The organism is Adlercreutzia mucosicola DSM 19490 (genome assembly GCF_000422625.1).
GTDB classification, from domain to species: Bacteria; Actinomycetota; Coriobacteriia; order Coriobacteriales; family Eggerthellaceae; genus Adlercreutzia; species Adlercreutzia mucosicola.
In genome coordinates this window covers 430,453-447,931 of the sequence record NZ_KE383895.1, presented here as the reverse complement: position 1 = coordinate 447,931, position 17,479 = coordinate 430,453, and the positions used below count along the sequence as shown (strand labels likewise).

General features: G+C 65.0%; 17 protein-coding genes. 4 read left to right on the top strand and 13 right to left on the bottom strand.

Annotated features, from left to right (window positions below; translation table 11 throughout):
- Positions 1-372: 372 nt before the first annotated feature.
- Positions 373-600 (bottom strand): hypothetical protein, encoded by a 228-nt coding sequence (locus G503_RS0112770; protein WP_028027864.1) that lies wholly within the window; start codon positions 598-600, stop codon positions 373-375.
- 229 nt (positions 601-829) lie between these two features.
- On the opposite strand from G503_RS0112770, the gene G503_RS0112765 reads away from it, so the two are divergent.
- The gene (locus G503_RS0112765) at positions 830-1,696 is read left to right on the top strand and encodes a ZIP family metal transporter (protein ID WP_235715572.1); all 867 of its coding nucleotides are present in this window, start codon (positions 830-832) and stop codon (positions 1,694-1,696) included.
- On the opposite strand, the gene G503_RS0112760 is transcribed toward G503_RS0112765, so the two are convergent.
- Both G503_RS0112760 and G503_RS0112755 read right to left on the bottom strand, forming a co-directional pair.
- A complete protein-coding gene (locus G503_RS0112760; RefSeq protein ID WP_028027862.1) occupies positions 1,693-2,064 on the bottom strand; it encodes a PIN domain-containing protein in 372 nt (123 codons plus the stop codon). The genes G503_RS0112765 and G503_RS0112760 overlap by 4 nt on opposite strands.
- Positions 2,048-2,305, bottom strand: coding sequence for a type II toxin-antitoxin system Phd/YefM family antitoxin (locus G503_RS0112755; RefSeq protein ID WP_028027861.1), 258 nt, complete (start codon positions 2,303-2,305; stop codon positions 2,048-2,050). The genes G503_RS0112760 and G503_RS0112755 overlap by 17 nt, the downstream gene beginning before the upstream one ends.
- Before the next feature lie 217 nt (positions 2,306-2,522).
- On the opposite strand from G503_RS0112755, the gene dtd reads away from it, so the two are divergent.
- Complete coding sequence (gene dtd, locus G503_RS0112750; protein WP_028027860.1) at positions 2,523-2,969, top strand: D-aminoacyl-tRNA deacylase; 447 nt, start codon at positions 2,523-2,525, stop codon at positions 2,967-2,969.
- Between the two features lie 101 nt (positions 2,970-3,070).
- Here dtd and G503_RS0112745 read toward each other — a convergent pair whose 3' ends face one another.
- From G503_RS0112745 to G503_RS0112725, 5 genes are all read right to left on the bottom strand, one after another.
- Complete coding sequence (locus G503_RS0112745) at positions 3,071-4,783, bottom strand: GNAT family N-acetyltransferase (RefSeq protein WP_028027859.1); 1,713 nt, start codon at positions 4,781-4,783, stop codon at positions 3,071-3,073.
- A gap of 95 nt (positions 4,784-4,878) precedes the next feature.
- Positions 4,879-5,118, bottom strand: a complete 240-nt coding sequence (locus G503_RS0112740) for a hypothetical protein (protein ID WP_051191292.1) — start codon at positions 5,116-5,118, stop codon at positions 4,879-4,881.
- Entirely contained in the window at positions 5,096-6,055 is a 960-nt protein-coding gene (gene metA / locus G503_RS0112735; protein ID WP_028027857.1) for a homoserine O-acetyltransferase MetA, read from the bottom strand. Before metA ends, G503_RS0112740 begins: the two co-directional genes overlap by 23 nt.
- 9 nt (positions 6,056-6,064) lie before the next feature.
- Positions 6,065-7,348: an O-acetylhomoserine aminocarboxypropyltransferase/cysteine synthase family protein gene (locus G503_RS0112730; protein ID WP_028027856.1), complete on the bottom strand. Its 1,284-nt coding sequence runs from the start codon at positions 7,346-7,348 to the stop codon at positions 6,065-6,067.
- A 172-nt stretch (positions 7,349-7,520) separates the two neighbouring features.
- A complete protein-coding gene (locus G503_RS0112725; protein WP_235715571.1) occupies positions 7,521-9,107 on the bottom strand; it encodes a putative ABC transporter permease in 1,587 nt (528 codons plus the stop codon).
- A 298-nt stretch (positions 9,108-9,405) separates the two neighbouring features.
- Between G503_RS0112725 and G503_RS0112720 the strand changes: the two genes are divergently transcribed.
- Complete coding sequence (locus tag G503_RS0112720) at positions 9,406-10,506, top strand: AAA family ATPase (protein WP_028027854.1); 1,101 nt, start codon at positions 9,406-9,408, stop codon at positions 10,504-10,506.
- Between the two features lie 317 nt (positions 10,507-10,823).
- Here the strand turns inward: G503_RS0112720 and G503_RS15325 are convergent, their stop codons facing one another.
- From G503_RS15325 to G503_RS0112685, 5 genes are all read right to left on the bottom strand, one after another.
- Complete coding sequence (locus tag G503_RS15325; protein ID WP_028027853.1) at positions 10,824-11,351, bottom strand: hypothetical protein; 528 nt, start codon at positions 11,349-11,351, stop codon at positions 10,824-10,826.
- 272 nt (positions 11,352-11,623) lie between these two features.
- Complete coding sequence (locus G503_RS0112710; protein ID WP_156892024.1) at positions 11,624-12,016, bottom strand: hypothetical protein; 393 nt, start codon at positions 12,014-12,016, stop codon at positions 11,624-11,626.
- 1,020 nt (positions 12,017-13,036) lie between these two features.
- Positions 13,037-13,705 (bottom strand): HAD family hydrolase, encoded by a 669-nt coding sequence (locus G503_RS0112695; protein ID WP_035023120.1) that lies wholly within the window; start codon positions 13,703-13,705, stop codon positions 13,037-13,039.
- A gap of 182 nt (positions 13,706-13,887) precedes the next feature.
- On the bottom strand, positions 13,888-15,171 hold the full coding sequence (locus G503_RS0112690; protein ID WP_028027849.1) for a homoserine dehydrogenase: 1,284 nt from the start codon (positions 15,169-15,171) through the stop codon (positions 13,888-13,890).
- Between the two features lie 123 nt (positions 15,172-15,294).
- Positions 15,295-15,690, bottom strand: a complete 396-nt coding sequence (locus G503_RS0112685; protein ID WP_028027848.1) for a molybdenum cofactor biosynthesis protein MoaE — start codon at positions 15,688-15,690, stop codon at positions 15,295-15,297.
- A 226-nt stretch (positions 15,691-15,916) separates the two neighbouring features.
- Here G503_RS0112685 and lysA point away from each other — a divergent pair, with 226 nt between their 5' ends.
- Positions 15,917-17,272: a diaminopimelate decarboxylase gene (gene lysA / locus G503_RS0112680; RefSeq protein ID WP_028027847.1), complete on the top strand. Its 1,356-nt coding sequence runs from the start codon at positions 15,917-15,919 to the stop codon at positions 17,270-17,272.
- The last annotated feature ends 207 nt before the right edge of the window (positions 17,273-17,479 follow it).

Below are 17,479 nucleotides of genomic sequence, written 5' to 3'. Positions count from 1 at the left end.
TTCGGCTGAGCGTCCAGGTGGGCCAGCAGATCGGCCTCCCTCGGGCTGAAGCGCACCACGCGCTGCGCCATCTTCTCCCTGTTGTACTTCGCGCTCGCGCGCTTCTGGGCCTCGCTCGGCATGGTATACTCCCTTCGGCGAGGGGCCATGGTGGTCGGGGGGGGGGAGCCTTTCGGCTCCCCCTTGGCTGCTACCTCAGTAGCCTGACCCTCAGCGCCAAAGTGACTGAGAATCGCCAAATCCTTACCGTCACGCTCATGGCCCCTCCTTTCTTATCTCGTTGCCGCCTTACAGGTGATATTATACGGTATACCCTATACGTTGTCAACGTGAGATGAAAATAAGCTCTAGCCAATAAATAGCCAATGACTGCTAGTTTCCGCAGGTCAAACGCTTGCTTTGCGGAGTTCGATTTACCGTCACATCTGCCACCCCGTGAGGCACGCCCCAGAAATGCATCCCGACCATGCAGAGCACAATGATCGCCGTCCCGGCAAGTGCGATGACGATCCAGGGGTTTCTCGCACTCCAGAACGCATTGGTGTTCTCGTGCTCGATCCACCACAGAAGACCTCTCCGCTCCGATTTTCCCTCGCTCACAGCCAGCCTCCTTCTCTTGTCGAGCGCCCCGGAATGGGCGACCCGCCATCTATTATATCCCCTGGCGACTTCGCCCTCCCGCCGGCAGCCCGTTCGTGCGCGCACCGTTGCCGTGGGAAATGTTACCTCCGACTAACGTTTGGGCAGGAGGCGCTTCCGCGCGGGCGTGGATTGAAGCACAATAGGCGGCGCTGTGTGAAACCTTGAGGTGTAAGGAAGCCTGCATACTATGGAAGCAATGTCGCCGTTCGCGTTCATCACATTGGTCACGCTGATTTCCGGCGCGGGAGGCACAGGGCTCGGAGGCCTCATCGGCGCCCTGTTCAAGAGCGAGTCCAACCGCACCATCAGCCTGCTTTTGGCCTTCGCCGGCGGTGTGATGACCGCCATGGTGTGCTTCGACCTGCTGGCCGAGGCTGAGGAGGCCGCCAACCAGGTGGTCGAGCACGGCGTGCTGCTGGTTATCTTCGCCGTGGCCTTGGGCGTGGCCGTGGTGTATTTGCTGAACCACCTCATCGACCGCAAGACGCGGGCCGAGGTATCGCATACCGCCGACGCCGCGCACCCCGACACCCACGACAATATCGACGAGCTGGTACACGCCGACCACCTGAACATGCACAAGCGCCACAACGATTCGCGGCTGTCGCTGTTCGTGGCTGGCGTGGTCATGGCCTGCGCCATCGCGCTGCACAACATTCCCGAGGGCATGACCATCGGCGCAAGCTTCGCCGTGTCGAGCGACCTTATGTGGGGCACCGGCATGATCATGGCCGTGCTCATCGGCCTGCACAACATTCCCGAGGGCATGGCCGTGGCCGTGCCGCTCATCTCTGGCGGCACGAGCCGCGTGAAGGCCACCCTGCTCACGGCGGCCTGCGGCCTACCCACGGTGCTCGGTGCGTGGCTCGGTTTCTGGCTGGGCGACATCGGGCCTTTGGGCCTCACCCTGTCCCTCGGCTTCGCCTCGGGCGCCATGCTATATGTGGTGTTCGGCGAGATCATGCCCGAGAGCTACCTCATCTACCGCAGCAAGCTGCCCGCCTTCGCCGTCATGGTCGGCCTGGCCCTGGGCATGCTGATGATCTTCTTCTAGGACAGGTTTTCCAGCAAGCGGTTGAGCTTCTTGTCGAAGGTGAGAACTTGAGCCCCCTCAACCACCGAGCGGGCGGCGAGGATGCAGTCAGCGAAATCGAGGCTGTGATCCCGGTAGAGCCCAAGAGCGTAGCGCATGGCGGCCTCGTGCTCGCAGGCGACGTCGTCGAGAAGGAAGCCCATGGTGTTCGCCACATCGGCCCGGTCGAAGCCATAGACTGAGCCGCCGAGCACGTACACGCATTCCGCTATGAACTCGGGCGCCGTGCACGCACCCTGCTCCACGCAAAGGCGCACCGCCTCGAATTGGTCTTCGACATCGGCGAGCAGGTAACGCAGAAGGCAGTTCGTATCAAGGAAGGTCGGCATACTTGGCCTCCAACACCTGCCGATACGCGGCCCTCTCGGCCTCGCGCGATGCAACCGGCCGCTTTCCGGCCAGGGCCCCCGCCGCTCTCAACTGCCGTGGCGCCGGCTTGGGAATGGGCACGATCATAGCGCAGGGCCGGTTTCTCACCGTCACCACGAACTCCGCCCCCGTTTCGTCCACGCGCCGTACAACGGAGGAGAGGTTCGCCTTCGCCTCTGCCAGGGCAATACTCGCTGCCACGGAACCCCCTTCCAGAGTTGATTCTATACGACTGATTCTACCACCTTTTTGACTAAGTAACTAGTCATATAGTCACTTCTATTCTCGAGTGAGTCACTCACCCTCGCCGGATGCCGGCCCCCCTCGCGTTGACGCGGGACGGCCTCTGCTCTATAAAGAACCGGGGCGCCACGTGCATCCCGTCCCGTAAAGACCGTCTGCCCCGAAAGGAATCCCTATGCGAGCTGTTGTACAGTGTGTGAGCGAAGCCAGCGTGAGCGTGGAAGGGAACGTCGTCGGTCGCATCGGGCGCGGATACCTGATCCTTCTGGGCGTGGGCCACGGCGACGACGAGGCCCAGGCACAGCGGCTCTGGGAGAAGATCCGCAAGATGCGCGTGTTCGAAGACGAGAGCGGCAAGACCAATCTGAGCTTAGCCGACGTGGGAGGCGAGGTGCTCGTGGTCAGCCAGTTCACGCTCTTCGCCAACTGCCGGAAGGGCAACCGCCCCTCCTTCACCGACGCCGCCGCGCCCGCCGAGGCCGAGCGGCTCTACGAGCACTTCGTCTCCCTCGCCCGGCGCGACGTGCCCCACGTGGACACCGGCGTCTTTGGCGCCATGATGGACGTGAGCCTGGTGAACCGCGGCCCCTTCACCCTCTGCCTGGACACCGACAACCTGTAGGGCCGCCGCCGAGAGCGGCGGCATTCGATACCGGCAACGGGGCGCCGCGCTGCGGTAGACACCCGACAGCCGTAATGCCGGCGCCGCTCCGAAAAACAGCCCTACCAGTAGAGCTTCTCGTAGATGAGGCGGTGGGACTCATGGCCGTGCCAGTCGCGCAGGGCGATGGTGCCGGCGACGGTCCAACCCTCGCGGGCAAGCAAGTTGCGCATGGGGGCGTTGGCCTCGTACACATCGCAGCACAGGTTGTGGCAGCCGGCGTCGCGGGCGATGCGCTGGGCGGTTCCCAGGATGTAGGCGCCCACGCCCAAGCGGCGCGCCGACGGCGCCACGTTCACCCAGTGCAGCGCCCCGTAGTTGCCGTCACCTTCGGTGATCCAGGTAAGACCGCGGCCGCGCTCGTAGGCCGCGTCGCCTTCCACATCCACGTCGAACATGGCGATGATGCGGCTCTCGCCGACCTTCCCCGCGGGGCCATCCCCGCAACCTTCCGCAGCATCCTCAGCGGAAAGGCACGCGACCGCCGTGGTGTCTTCGGCGGAAAGGTTCCCGGCCGCCGGCGCCTCCTCCGACTCGCGGGCCTCCACGCCGAGCCAGGCGGGATTGCTCACCACCACGTACACACTGCCGGCATCCACAGCGCGCAAGAGGCGGCGCGACGAGGGGTAGCGCTTCGTGCCCTCCTTCACGCCGAGTTTCGCCATGGTGCGGCGCCCGTCGGCCAGAAGCTGCTGCAGCAGTGGCATATCCTCGCGCGTGGCCACCCGGGCCGCGTAATAGCCCAGCTCGCTCGCGCGCCCCTGGAACACGGGCACGTTGCCGCGAGCGCCGTCGTAGCGGCTTGGCGCCGCGCCCGTGCCGCCTTCCGCAGCATGATCGTCGTCGCCCTCGCCGCCCCGGTCGGTGACGAGGAACACCATCACCACGATCATGGCGCAGCCGAGCACGTCCATCGGCGTGACCGCGGTGCCGAGCCACGCCGCCGAGATGATGGTGGCCGACACCGGTTCCACGCACCCGACCAAACCGGCACGCACCGGGCCCGCATCGGTAATGCCCTGGAGGTAGAACAGGTAGGCCGCGAACGTGCCCACGAGCACCATGAGCGCCATGACGCCCACCACCGCCGGCGTCACCTCCACGCCGAGGGTCCACGGTTGCACGCCGGCCATGGCCACCGTGCCGCCCATGGCCATGGCCAGCCCCGTCACGATGAAGCTGCCCCACTTCGCCAGGGGCTTGCCGGGCATCAGCGTGTAGAAGGCCAGCGCCACCGCCGACACAAGGCCCCAGCCGAGACCTGCCGGCGCGATGGCCAGCCGCGAGAAGTCGCCCTGGGTGGCGATGAGCACGGTGCCGCCGATGGCGAGCACAAGCCCCGCCGCCTCGCGCGGACGCGGCAGACGGCGGGTGCGCAGGCACACATAGCCCATGATGAGCACGAGCCCCGTGCGCTCGAGCACGGTGCCCGTGCCGGCGTTGGTGTAGGCGATAGCCGAGAGGTAACTCACCTGCGTGAGCAGCACGCCCAGAATAGCGAACCCGGCGATATAGGCCAGGCTGCGCCCGTCGCGCAGGGCCGCCAGCAGATGACGCGGCTCGCGCACCAGGCAGATGGCCAAAAAGATGACGGCGGCCACCGTCAGGCGCACAGCGGTGATCCACATGACCGGCACGCCCAGCTCAGCCGTGAGCATTTGGGCGCAGTTGCCGGAAAATCCCCAGCAGATGCCGCCGAGTGCTGCGAACACGATGCCGCGCAGCACGTGGCTTTCTCCCGCCGCCGGCACCTTCTCGGCCGCCTTCACGTCCATCGCGCTCCCCCTGCTCTCATGCGCCCAGTCTTCAAGGCGATTTTGACAGGTTGCACAATTTCCGTAAAGGGGCGCGGGCGAAGTATCTCAGCCGCTTAGGCCCAAGGGTCCTCCTGGAAGAACGGCTCGGGCCGGGCGGGCCGATCGGAATAGGGATCATAGCCGTCGTCATCCTCATTAGCGGCCCGCAGGAAGGGGTCGGCCGGGCACGACATCTCCGCAGCACCCGGGCGCGCATCCGCACGCGCGCCCGCCCTGGCCGCCTTCCCCACCTGGCTCGGCAAGGGCTTCACCACGAAATGGGCGTGGGGGTCATGCTTCGGATCGATGGCCATGCTCGTCGGCACCTTCCTTCTCGCCAGCGCGGGTGATATCGTAGGGAGTCGTCTGGTACACATAGTAGTTCAGCCAGTTAGTGTACAGCAGCTGGGCATGGGAAAACCACGTGGCCTCAGGCGCGGCCGCAGGGTCGTCGCCGGGAAAGTAATGGGCCGGCAGCGCCCGGGCCTCGCCGCGGGCCACGTCGCGATCGTACTCGGCCCGCAACGTCTCGCGATCGTACTCGGGATGCCCGAACACGAAGAAGTTCGACGAATCGGTGGACTTCGCCACGTAGACCCCCGCCTCGTCGGACACCGCGATCAACTCCAGGTCGGGATGGGTCTCGATATCGGTCGCCCGCACCTCGGTGAAGCGAGAATGGGGCGCCCAGAACCGATCGTCGAACCCGCGCACGAGGGGCGAGGTGCGTTTCACCAGATCGTGGGAGAACACGCCGAACGCCTTCTCGGGCAGCGCGTGCTTGGGCACCCCGTAGTGGTAGTAGATGCCCGCCTGGGCACCCCAGCAAATATGGAACGTGGAATGCACGTGGGTCTTCGACCACTCCATGATGGCGCACAGCTCGGGCCAGTAGTCCACCTCTTCGAACTCCAGCTTCTCCACCGGCGCGCCCGTGATGATGAGGCCGTCGAAGTGGCGGTTGCGCACAGCGTCGAAGGTGGTGTAGAAGGCCTCCAGGTGGTCGGCAGCCGTGTTCTTGGCCGCGTGGGTGGCCATCTGCAGCAACTCCACTTCCACCTGCAGCGGCGTGTTCGACAGCTTCCGCAGAATCTGGGTCTCGGTGGTGATCTTGGTGGGCATGAGGTTCAGCAACAGCAGCTGCAGCGGACGAATGTCCTGGTGCATGGCGCGATGCTCCGTCATCACGAAGATGTTCTCGCTCTCCAAGGCAGCGGTGGCCGGCAGGGCGTCGGGAATGCGAATGGGCATGGCGGGCTCCTACTCTACGGCGGCCAGGGCCTGATCGATGTCGGCGATGAGGTCGGCGGCGTCCTCGATGCCGCAGGACAGGCGGATGAGATCGGGGGTGATGCCGGCCGCTTCCAGCTCGGCGTCGTTCATCTGGCGATGAGTAGCGTTGGCCGGGTGCAGCACGCAGGTGCGCGCATCGGCCACGTGGGTGGCAATTTGGGCCAGCTTCAGGTTCGCCATGAAGGTCTCGGCCGCGGCACGGCCCCCAGCCACACCGAAGCTCACCACGCCGCAGCTGCCCTCGGGCAGGTACTTCTCGGCCAGGGCGTACTCGCTATCGCCCGCAAGCGACGGATGGCGCACCCAGGCCACCTTCGGGTGAGCCGCCAAATGTTCGGCCACCGCGCGGCCGTTGGCAGCGTGCCGGGCCATGCGCAGATGCAGGCTCTCCAGACCCAAGTTGATGAGGAAGGCGTTCTGCGGCGCCTGGATAGACCCCAGATCGCGCATGAGCTGGGCCGTGGCCTTGGTGATGAATGCGCCTTCCAGCCCGAAGCGCTCGGTGTACACCACGCCGTGATAGCTCTCGTCGGGCGTGGTGAGCCCGGGGAACTTGTCGGCGTGGGCGTTCCAGTCGAAGGTGCCCGCATCCACGATGACGCCGCCAACGGAGGCGCCGTGGCCGTCCATGTACTTGGTGGTGGAATGCGTCACGATATCGGCGCCCCACTCGATGGGGCGGCACAGCACCGGCGTGGGGAAGGTGTTGTCCACGATGAGCGGCACCCCGTGGTCGTGGGCCGCCGCGGCGAAGCGCTCGATGTCGAGCACCGACAGCGCCGGGTTGGCGATGGTCTCGCCGAAGACGCACTTGGTGTTGGGACGGAAGGCCGCCGCCAGCTCCTCGTCGGAGCAGTGCGGGTCCACGAAGGTGCATTCCAGCCCCATGCGGGCCATGGTGTGGGCAAACAGGTTGTAGGTGCCGCCGTAGATGGCCGAGGAGGCCACCACGTGATCGCCCGCGCCGGCGATGTTGAACACGGCGAAGAAGTTCGCCGCCTGGCCCGACGAGGTGAGCATGGCCGCCGTGCCGCCCTCCAGCGCGGCGATCTTAGCGGCCACCGCGTCGTTGGTGGGGTTGGCCAGGCGCGTGTAGAAGTAGCCGGACTCCTCCAGGTCGAACAGGCGCCCCATGTGCTCGCTCGTATCGTACTTCCACGTGGTGTTCTGATAGATGGGCACCTGGCGCGGCTCGCCATCGCCGGGCCGCCAGCCGCCTTGCACGCAGATGGTTCCGATAGATTCGGTCATGGGGGCTCCTTTTGCTGATTCTGTATCTCATAGAGGGGTTCGCCCATTATAGGGGCAACGCGCCCGTGCCCGTTATAGGAAGTACCCAGCCAGTGCCATCGGAAAAACCGAGGAACGTGGCCGCCGCAGGTCAGCAAGACATTCTTTCTCTCTGTGAAGGCGAATCAGCGCCCTATTTTCCGCGCACCGCGTCGTCGGGGTGGATGGTCATGGACTGGAAGCGGTCGGCCATGGCCGCGTTGTCGAAGTGCTGGTCGTAGAACTGCTGGATGGGCGTGTCCACCCTGTTGCCCGAAAGACGCTCGTACCAGCAGTCCAGGGCCTGCAAGGTCATCACGGCGTCGGCCAGCATGAACACGGCGGCCACCACGGTCAGCCCGTAGCGCCAGTTCCATGGGATGAAATTCACGAGCCGCAGCATGAAGGGCAAAAGCAGCTTGATCCATACCACGCCGAGCAGTCCCCAGCAGGCCATGAACGGCAAGCAGGTGCGGCCGCCGAACAGCGACCCGGGCATGTTGGAGTAGTCCCAGGCCACCGCACCGTAGGCGTACTGCATGAACAGGCTGGTCAGCGCTTCGAAGCCACCGCCGATGACCGCGGCCACCAGAAAGATGATGAGCCAGTTGCTCTTGTGGAAGCGATTGAGAAACACCGTCATGAGCACCGCGCCGCACCCGTAGATGGGCGAGAACGGCCCGAACAGAAGCCCTGCACGATCCTGCCATTGGCCCGGCACCACGAACAGAAAGTGCACCACCTCTTCCATGATGAGCCCCAGGACGCTGGCCACCACGAAGATCCAGAACAGGTTGAAGAAATTCAGCGTGATGTAGCCCTTGCCCGTGAGATCGCGGCCCAGGGTGCCGGCCTCGCCCTCGGCGTGCTCCTCGGCCTCGCGCTGCTGGCGGTGGCGCCGGCGCTCTTCCAGAAGCGAGGGGTCCAGATAGCTTTGCAGCGCGATGGTCACCACGAAGGCCACCAGATAAAACACCAGATCCAGCGTGATGCCCTGCAGCATGATGGAGCACAGCACCCCGGCGATCAGCAGCACGTACAGCCCGTAGGAGATGATGGCGGCCCAGCGCCGCTGGTTGCGGAAGAGACGGTAGCCGAAGATGACCGCCGTCAGCGCCAGGGCCGTCAGCACGCCCAGGTGCAGGAAGTTCACCACCACCGTGGAGACGCCCTCGGTACCCAGGCCGTGGGCCTCCACGCTCGTCACCGAGCGATAGATGGCCGTGCCAATGCCCGGCAGCGTCGCCAGGGACACCAGAGCCAGCAGCACGCCGAACGCCTTCAGCACCCGGGGCAGCTTGCGCGCGTCGGCGGGGCTGGTGAACTCGGCGGCAATGGTGGCGGTGGTGCGGTCGAAGGCGGCCTTCTTGGCGGCCGCGGCGCGCCCGGCATCGGCGACGATCGCACCGGGGTGCTCAATGGCGCGGGCCGCCGAGGCCGCCTCCTCGGCGCCGTGCTCCACCCGCGCTTCCACCGCAGCGGCGATGCGCTCGGGGTGGCGCAAGTCGTCGACCGCCTGAGCGACTTTCTGCTTGTCACGAGCCACATCGGCACGCAGTTCGGCGCCGTCGTTGTGCAGCTGCTCGCGCCACTCGTGCTCGGTCTCGGCGAGGTCGGCCCGCTCGAAGGCCACGGCCGCCCGCGCCGTGTCGGCCACCTTCTCCTCAGCGGCGCGGACGGCCCGGGCAACGCGCTTTTCGCGCTCGGGACGCTCGGTGTTCTCGGGTTTCGGCGCGCTCACGGCTCCCCCTTCCCTGCTGACAGTGATTCACCCTGTCAGTATAGAAAGGCGCGGCGGCCATTGATGACCACCGCGCCCAGCATCTGCCAACCTGGCACGCCCCCGTCACGATACGGTTGCCCGCCTCGGAGTTGTCGGGGAGGCCGCGCAGCGCAGGAGCCGCGTGGGAACCGCCCGCGCGGCTCCCGTAAGCCGTCTCCTTTCGTTCTTCCCACACCCCTCCCTTGACCGAAAAGGAAAAAAAGGAAAAAATAGGAAAGAAAGGAAAACTAAGGAAAGAAAGGAAAGGGGCGCGCCCATGAACGACATGATCTTCTCGCCCTCTTTCGGGAACAGGCCCTCCTCCTTCGTCGGGCGCGACGAGATGCTGGAGCAGCTGATCGGCGGCCTCACCTCTGCCCCTGGCAGCCGCGAGCGCGCGGTTGTTCTTCTCGGGCAGCGCGGATCGGGCAAAACCGTGCTCCTCTGGGAACTGGCCGACCGCATGCGCCAGCAGAACTTCGTGGTCGCCACCCCCACCATCGTCTCCGAATCTATGCTCGAGCGCATCGTCGAAAAGATCATCGATGACGCCGATGCCACTTCGAAGGGCAAGACCCGCATCAGCGGGGGCAGTGTGGGAGTGCTCGGCTTCTCGGCCGGCCTTCAGCTGCAGCGCGAAGCCCACGAGCCCGGCAGCCCTCAGCACCAGCTGACCCAACTCTGTCGCACGCTGACCAAGCAGGGCCGCGGCGCCCTCATCCTGGTGGACGAATTGCAGGCCAATACGCCCGAAGTGAAGCAACTCATCATTACCTATCAGGAGCTGGTGGGAGAAGGGCTCAACGTCGCCATCGTGCTGGCGGGATTGCCGGGCGCCGTTTCCGCCACCCTGAACGACAAGGTGCTCACCTTCCTGAATCGTGCGCGCAAGATTGCGCTGGAACCCCTCGCACTCGGCGATGTGGACGCGTTCCTCGCCCGTTCGTTCCGCAAGATCGGTCTCTCTATCGATGGCGACCTGCGACGCACCGCCTCCGCGTTCACGGCGGGCTCGCCCTATCTTCTGCAACTCGTTGGCCACAACACCGTGCAGTATGCCGAACCCGATGGCGCAGTCACCGCAGAGACGCTGGCCGACGCCTTGCGCACCTCCCAGGAGGACTTCGAGAACGACGTGTGCCGCACCACCTTGGCCGCGCTCTCCGAAAAGGACGTGAAGTTCCTGGAGGCCCTCGCCGTCGAGGGAGCCGAGAGCAGCATAGCGGCCATAGCCGACCGCATGGGCGTCACTCCCGATTACGCCCAGAAGTACCGGAAGCGCCTCATCGATGCGGGCATTATTCAGGTCGCCGGGCGCGGTCGCGTGGCCATGGCCGTCCCCTACCTGAGCGACCACCTTCAACGCCAGCGCAATTAACACCTTACTTTGTACTCGCAAGGACACAACGATCCCGCTGGCGGAAGCCGGAACACGGCCTAGCAGTGAGGGTTGATGGGCATTTCGACAACCGCAATCCCACCGCAGCGGCACAAAGCGTGCCCCTTTCCCTCCCCGTGAACGCGGCCGGCCAGCTTGAGGGCAACTTTGCAGTGCCGCGGATCGGGCCCTCCGCTAGCCCCCACTTGAGGGTGCCCCTCTTTCGATAGCGCGGGGCGGGACACAGCCCCCTCTGTGTCGCGCCCCGCTGCTGGTCGCCGCCGGCCGGTGCCGTCCCCTCCTTCCCTGCCGCCCTCCTACGAGGCCTTGCAGGCGTATTCGAGGATACGGCGGGCGGTGCCTTGGCTTACTTTTGTGTCATCGCCTTTGCCGAGGAAGGCGTAGATGTTCCCCTTGTTCAGGCCCAAATCCTTGCAGAGACGGTAGACCGTGACGTTGCGGCCCTCCATGGCTTGCAGCGTTTTCTCGCGCATGCCCGCGATGATGCGGCGCTCGCCCGCGATGGCGTAGCGCTTCGCAATGTAGGCGTTCCACACCGCCCGGTACCGGGGCGGCGCCTCGGGCGACTGCAGGTAAAACGATACCTCTTCGGGATCGCGCAGCTGTTCGGCCATCTGGGCGTAGCTGGATTCCATCCACGTTCCCTGGCTGATGGTCGCCAGATAGCCCGCTTTGTCCTGAACAGCCGCGAACACCATGAGCGCCTCGGCAGCAGCTGGCATCGACGTCGCCACTGAATCGCGGAGTTTCCGCAGGTTGTCCGTCTCTAAACCCGTTAGTTCGCGACAGTACCAACGCAGAAAACCCTTGAACGTCAGGTTCACGCTCAACCCCTTTCTGAATAGTATTAATCGTAACGAGTAATACTAACATAAGCCAATTCGTCATCGCTGACTTTTTCGATGATTGGCCGCAAAAAAGACGCAGCGCATTGAAGGCTCAGGCGAATACCGGAGATGCGAAACCGCCGGCAATCGCAGCGCAAAGCAGCGCGACACCACGCGCTCTCCAGCAGCAAGAAAGCCGCCCCTCGGGGACGGCTTTCCGCGCTTGATGGGCTATTTCTGCCCGCAACGACGCGCCAACGGCCGACACGTTACTTGGTGAGCCATTCCTCAAGCCACACCTTGGATGGGGCCGCACCCTCAACCGGGTCGCTCGCCGAGCTCTCATCCGGCGCAGCTTCCCCATTGGAAGCACCCTCCGCCTCTTCCCGAAAGCGCGCCGGGTCATCCAGGTGCGTCTGGGTAAGGCCCCCGAAATCCCTGTCGTAGTGGGTCACGAAATCGTCCACGCGCTTCACTTGGTAGCACGTCGGACCATGCTGCACATAAGCCAAGCCGTCGATCTTCCCACCGATAGCGCTGGTGAAGGCCACATTCGCCCAGCCAACCTCCTCATGCTGCTCGTTGTGCAGCAGATATAAATTGGGATCCGCAGTCACCTTGAAGTACCCGTTCAGCGGCGCCGTACGCGAGAAAATCGGCAATCTGCCACACCCCTTCGTCGGCGTCGGTAAAGCCGAACGACACCGTGGTGAAGGGGCCTTCGTCACTGGGCACCCTCCACGTTCCCTGAAGTTGGAACCCCTGCTCGAGCCCCTCGGCGAACCGATTCGCCTGCGTGCCCAGCAAGTACGCAAGGCCGCCCGCCAACGCCAGCACGCAGACCATGGCCAGCTGCTGCTGCGACAGCCCGCGCGCCTCGCGAAACTTCCGCAGATTGCCCCTCAGTATAGGCCCTCCTTCGCCCGGCGCGTCTCGTTCGCCGCCCCCCCAAAGCGGGCAACCGTGTCAAAACGTGCCGAAGCAGCCGACCCCTGTCACGCCTTCCGTCCCTTCCAGCCTACCGCAATTGCGCTCCCAAACACGCAACGCTCGCTAACATGGGGCGTGCAGAGAGGAAAGGAGCCCGAACATGAAAGCCCCCAGCCAGGGATTTCCAGCTGGGGGCTTAAATCTCACGTGCCGCAGGCTCTGCTACAGAGCCGCGGCTCCGATGCAGCCGGCCAAAGCGGCGATGGCGAAGGTGAACAGAGCGGCTCCGGCGACGATGGTAATCATGGCGGATCTCCTTTCCGTGCGACGGGGCAATCTCTTTCGCCGCCCCGCCTTCGTGCGGAATAATTTCGATGAGACCACTATGACGGCCCTGACTTACCACCCCCTTGCGCGCCCATTACAGAAATGTCGCTTTCGGGACGGCGCTCGGCGACGTTCGGCGGCGTACTTCTGCATGCCGCTTCCGGGGCCGGGGCGGGGAGTTTTCGAGTAAATCTCGACGAAAGTGGCGCTGGATTGCGAAAAGTTGACGCCGGCGACAGGTTTTACGCGGTCCGGTGGCTATCGCTGCTGCCGTGACCCCTGTTTTCCCAGGTGAGCGCGATATGGCTCAGAGAGAGCCCAGCACTCCGAACAGACGGCGTCAACTTTTCGAAGTTCAGTGCCACTTTCAGCGACTCTTTCCGAAAAAGAAAGCCGTCCCGACACCACGCCCCTGCGGAATCGCCCTAGGCGCGCACCTTGTCGAGGAATGTCTCGGCAGTGAGGTCTTCCCAGGTGGGGATGAGCAGTTCGGCGCGCGCGACGAGGGCGTCCCACGAACCGGAAATGTCGTTGTCGTAGATGGCGCCGGTGCGAAAGCCCGCCGCCCGCAGGGTGTCCAGGGCATAGGCGGCGTCTTCGAAACCCCAGGTGTGGGCGCGATCGGTGCCGAGGAAACTGCGAGCATGATCGTACACGGCCGGCTCGCGCTTGCTCGTGCCCAGGTCGTCTACGGACACGACCGCCTTCATATAGGGCGCGAACCCGCAGCGCTCGATGCAGCAAGCCAGCATGTCGGGCGGTGTGGAGGAGGCCACGGCCATGGGCACGCCGCGCGCGTGCAGGCCCTGTACGAAGGCGAACGCGCCGGGCCGGGCTTCCACCTCGTTGGCGTAGAAGGCGCGCATGCGCTCGAAGATGAGGGCGAGCACGTCCTCGCTGCTGGCCCCCAGACCGCACTGCTCGTGCAGGTACGCGGAGGCTTCGGGCAGCGACATGGTGGTGATAGCGTCGGCGTCTTCCTTGGTCAGCGTAATGCCCGCCTCGGCCGCCAGCGTGCGGTCCACGTCGTGCCACGCGCCCATGGAATCCACGAGCGTCCCATCGCAGTCGAAGATAACACCGATACCACTCATTTTCTGCAACCTCACATTCCTGGCAAAGTCAGCGAGAGGCTCTGGCCCGTTGCAGATTCGCCCGCCTTTGCGCCAAGTTGGCTTCGGCCAACGTCGCGTGCAAAACCAGGGTGAAGATGAAACGAGCCAGAGCCTCGCAACGTCGGGCGGCCCGTGCGCCCCGTCAGGGCGCACGGAACAAGTTACTCCTCCACGCGGATGACCGAGGGAGTGTCAAGCACCACGTTGTCCAGGGAGAGGGCCTCTGCCAAAGCCTCGCGAATGTCGCGCTCGCTGCAGCGATGGGTGACCACCACCTGGTCCACCCGCTCGGCACCCGAGCGGCCGCGCTGCACGATGGACTTCACCGAGATGTTGTGACGAGCGAACACGCCGGCCATGGTCTCCAGGACGCCGGGGCGATCAGTCACCGAGAAGCGCAGGTAGTAGCGCATAACGAGCTCGTCCATGGGCAGGATGGGCAGCTCATCGGTGCAGGTGCAGCCCACGATGGGAGCCACGCCCTGCTGAATGTGACGCGCCACTTCCAGCACATCGCCCATCACCGCGCTGGCCGCCGCACCGGCACCGGCACCTTCGCCGAAGAACATGGTCTCGCCCACGAAGTCGCCCACCACGTAGATGGCGTTGAACACGCCGTTCACCGTGGCCAGCTGATGATTGGTGGGGATCATAGTGGGGTGCACACGCACGTCCACACCGCCCTCGCGGCGATGGGCGATGGCCAGAAGCTTGATGACGTAGCCCATGTCGCGAGCCGCCTCGATGTCCACGGGCGAGATGTTGGTGATGCCGTCGGTGAACACGTCGTCCAAGGTCACGCGCGAGTTGAAGGCGATGGAGGCCAGAATGGCGATCTTGGCGGCCGCATCGAACCCGCCCACGTCGGCCGTGGGGTCGGCCTCGGCGAAGCCCTTCTGCTGAGCCTCGGCCAGCGCATCCTCGTAGGACAGGCCGTTGTCGGCCATGCGGGTGAGCATGTAGTTGGTGGTGCCGTTCACGATGCCCATGACCGAGGTGATCTCGTTGGCGATGAGAGAGTGCTTCAGCGGGTCGATGATGGGAATGCCGCCGCCCACGGACGCCTCGAAGGCCAGCTCCTTGCCCGCGGCGGCCGCGGCATCCATGACCTCCTTGCCATGGGTGGCCATGAGCGCCTTGTTGGCCGTGACCACGTTCTTCCCCGCCGCCAGGGCATTCAGCACCACGGTGCGGGCGATGGTGGTGCCGCCGATGAGCTCCACCACGATGTCGATCTCGGGGTCGTTGATGATGTTGTTGAAGTTGTCGGTGAACAGGTGCCCCACGCCGTGGGCCTCGGCCTCTTCCGATGAGAGCGAGCACACGCGGGCCAGCTCCAGGTCGATGCCGAAGTGGCGGCGGAAGGCGTCGCCGTGCTTCAAGATGATATCGATGCAGCCGCCACCCACGGTGCCGGTGCCCACCAAGCCGATCTTCACTGCCATATTGCGTCCTCTCCCGAGCGCGAAGTCTTGCGGATGGGGACGATTATACGGGCGCACGGCGCAAAAGCTGCGACGGCTCAGGGGAGAGGGCCGTAATTCACGGCCGTCTGAGGCTTCGCGATGCTACGCGAAGATCTCCTTTTCCACGACGAGCTCGTTTTTGATGTGCCCAACGAGCTTCTGCAGGGCGTCGATGCAATTGGGGCGAATGTCGGCTCCGATGAGCACGTACATGAGCGAGTCGCCCACCTCGCAACGACCCTCGTTCAGCCAGGTGCGCACGTAGTACACACCGGGCCAAGTGAGCGCCTCGGCCTCGGCCGCCGCGAGCCCCTCGGCGTCGTAGGAAAACTCCACGGCCACTACCTCGCCGAGGCCCTCCACGCCTTCGCGCACCTGCTGCTTCGGCGTGATGCGCACCACGCCGTTATGGGTGAGGAACATGCCGCACTGGGCCGCCACCGGATCGGCCTTGGCCTCGGCCAGCCACTGGTCCACCGAAGGTTCGGTCTTTGCCATGATAGGTCCTTTCGCTGCGGCCGCGCCGCGCCGAGCAACGGGGCCGTATTATTCACTGACGAGAATATACCACAGCCACCGCACCCCTGGCGCCGCGTCCGGCCGCAGCCGTGAATTTCCGCGCCACTCGGTCTGAATTCTCATACGGATACCCACGGATTTTGCCCACTGGAAATAAACCCTTGCTACCATGGGCCCACCATTGAACGAGAGTAAAGGATTCACCATGGCCCTGCCTGCCTCCGACTTGACCAAGAAGCCCGACCTGCGCACCACCATGGAGCTGGGCGCCGTACTGCCCGAGACCGCGGAAGTGCGCGACGACCACCTGTTCATCGGCGGCGTCGACATGGTTCAGCTGGCCCGCGAAGAGGGCACGGCGCTCTACGTGTTCGACGAGGCCGACCTGCGCCACCGCATGGAAGCCTACCGCGAGGCCTTCCGCAGCCGCTACGAGAACTCCGACGTCATTTACGCCTCGAAGGCCTTCCTCAACAAGGAAGTGGTGCGCATCGCCCAGGCCGAGGGGCTGTGCCTGGACGTGTCGGGCGGCGGAGAGCTGGCCTGCGCTCTCTCGGTGGGCTTTCCCGTGGAGCGCGTGTTCGTGCACGGGAACAACAAGACGCCGCGCGAGCTGGAAGAGGCCATTGCAGCGGGCGTGGGCCGCATCGTGGTGGACAGCCGCATCGAGCTGGCCCGCGTGAACGAGATCGCCGGCCGCCTCGGCGTGGTGCAAGACATCTACATGCGCATCACCCCCGGCGTGGAGGCCGACACCCACGAGTACATCCGCACCGGCTGCGAGGACTCCAAGTTCGGCTTCACCATGCGCGAGGACTTCGCCTTCACCTGCGTCGCCGACGTGCTGGCAGCGGAAAACGTGCGCTTGGCGGGCCTGCACTGCCACATCGGCTCGCAGATCTTCGCCCTGCACTCCTTCCGCGAGGCGGCAGCGGTCATGGTGGAGTTCATGGCGCGCATCCGCGAGCGCTACGGCTACGAGATTGAGGAGCTGGACTTGGGCGGCGGCCTCGGCATCGCCTACCTGGCCGACGACGCCCCCTCCTCCATCGACGACTTCGCCGAGGTCACCTGCACCGCCGTGCGCGACCTGTGCGAGCGCCACGGTCTGACGCTGCCGCGCCTTTTGGTGGAACCGGGCCGCAGCCTGGTAGCCAACGCCGGCGTGACCCTGTACACCGTGGGCATCCTGAAGACGCTGCCGGGCATCCGCAAGTACGTGGCCATCGACGGCGGCATGTCCGACAACATCCGCACGGCACTCTACCACGCCGACTACGAGCCCACCATCGCCAACAAGGCATCCCAGCCGCGCACCGAGATCGTCACGCTGTGCGGCAAGCACTGCGAAAGCGGCGATGCCGTGGTGGTGGACATGCCGCTGCAGAAGGCCGATGTGGGCGACATCGTGTGCGTCTTCGGCACCGGCGCCTACAACATGACCATGGCCAGCAACTACAACGGCCAGCCGCGACCCGCCGTGGTGTTCGTGCGCGACGGCGTGTCGCGCGTGGTCACCCGCCGCGAGACTTACGAGGACCTCTACCAACGCGACCTGTAAGGGCCAGACACAGCTCCTGTCTCATGCACGGGCGACCTTCGGGTCGCCCTTTTCTTTTCGATTCCGTAGCAAGGGGTTCGCAGGTCAGTAATGGGAAGGGCCTTCGCCGCCTTCTGCGGCCCGCGGTCGCTAGAGTGGGAATCCGATGCGATCATCGCGCCCTCGGCGCGTTCTCGCGGCGGTCCGCGCCCTGGCAGCGCCTGCCGC

Excerpts from the sequence above, each read along its gene's own strand:
- G503_RS0112690 (WP_028027849.1), bottom strand. The coding sequence starts at position 15,171 with ATGGCAGTGAAGATCGGCTTGGTGGGCACCGGCACCGTGGGTGGCGGC.
- metA (WP_028027857.1), bottom strand. The coding sequence starts at position 6,055 with ATGCCCATTCGCATTCCCGACGCCCTGCCGGCCACCGCTGCCTTGGAG.
- G503_RS0112745 (WP_028027859.1), bottom strand. The coding sequence starts at position 4,783 with ATGGACGTGAAGGCGGCCGAGAAGGTGCCGGCGGCGGGAGAAAGCCAC.
- G503_RS0112685 (WP_028027848.1), bottom strand. The coding sequence starts at position 15,690 with ATGGCAAAGACCGAACCTTCGGTGGACCAGTGGCTGGCCGAGGCCAAG.
- dtd (WP_028027860.1), top strand. The coding sequence starts at position 2,523 with ATGCGAGCTGTTGTACAGTGTGTGAGCGAAGCCAGCGTGAGCGTGGAA.
- G503_RS0112695 (WP_035023120.1), bottom strand. The coding sequence starts at position 13,705 with ATGAGTGGTATCGGTGTTATCTTCGACTGCGATGGGACGCTCGTGGAT.
- G503_RS0112720 (WP_028027854.1), top strand. The coding sequence starts at position 9,406 with ATGAACGACATGATCTTCTCGCCCTCTTTCGGGAACAGGCCCTCCTCC.
- G503_RS0112730 (WP_028027856.1), bottom strand. The coding sequence starts at position 7,348 with ATGACCGAATCTATCGGAACCATCTGCGTGCAAGGCGGCTGGCGGCCC.
- lysA (WP_028027847.1), top strand. The coding sequence starts at position 15,917 with ATGGCCCTGCCTGCCTCCGACTTGACCAAGAAGCCCGACCTGCGCACC.
- G503_RS0112760 (WP_028027862.1), bottom strand. The coding sequence starts at position 2,064 with ATGCCGACCTTCCTTGATACGAACTGCCTTCTGCGTTACCTGCTCGCC.
- G503_RS0112765 (WP_235715572.1), top strand. The coding sequence starts at position 830 with ATGGAAGCAATGTCGCCGTTCGCGTTCATCACATTGGTCACGCTGATT.
- G503_RS0112740 (WP_051191292.1), bottom strand. The coding sequence starts at position 5,118 with ATGGCCATCGATCCGAAGCATGACCCCCACGCCCATTTCGTGGTGAAG.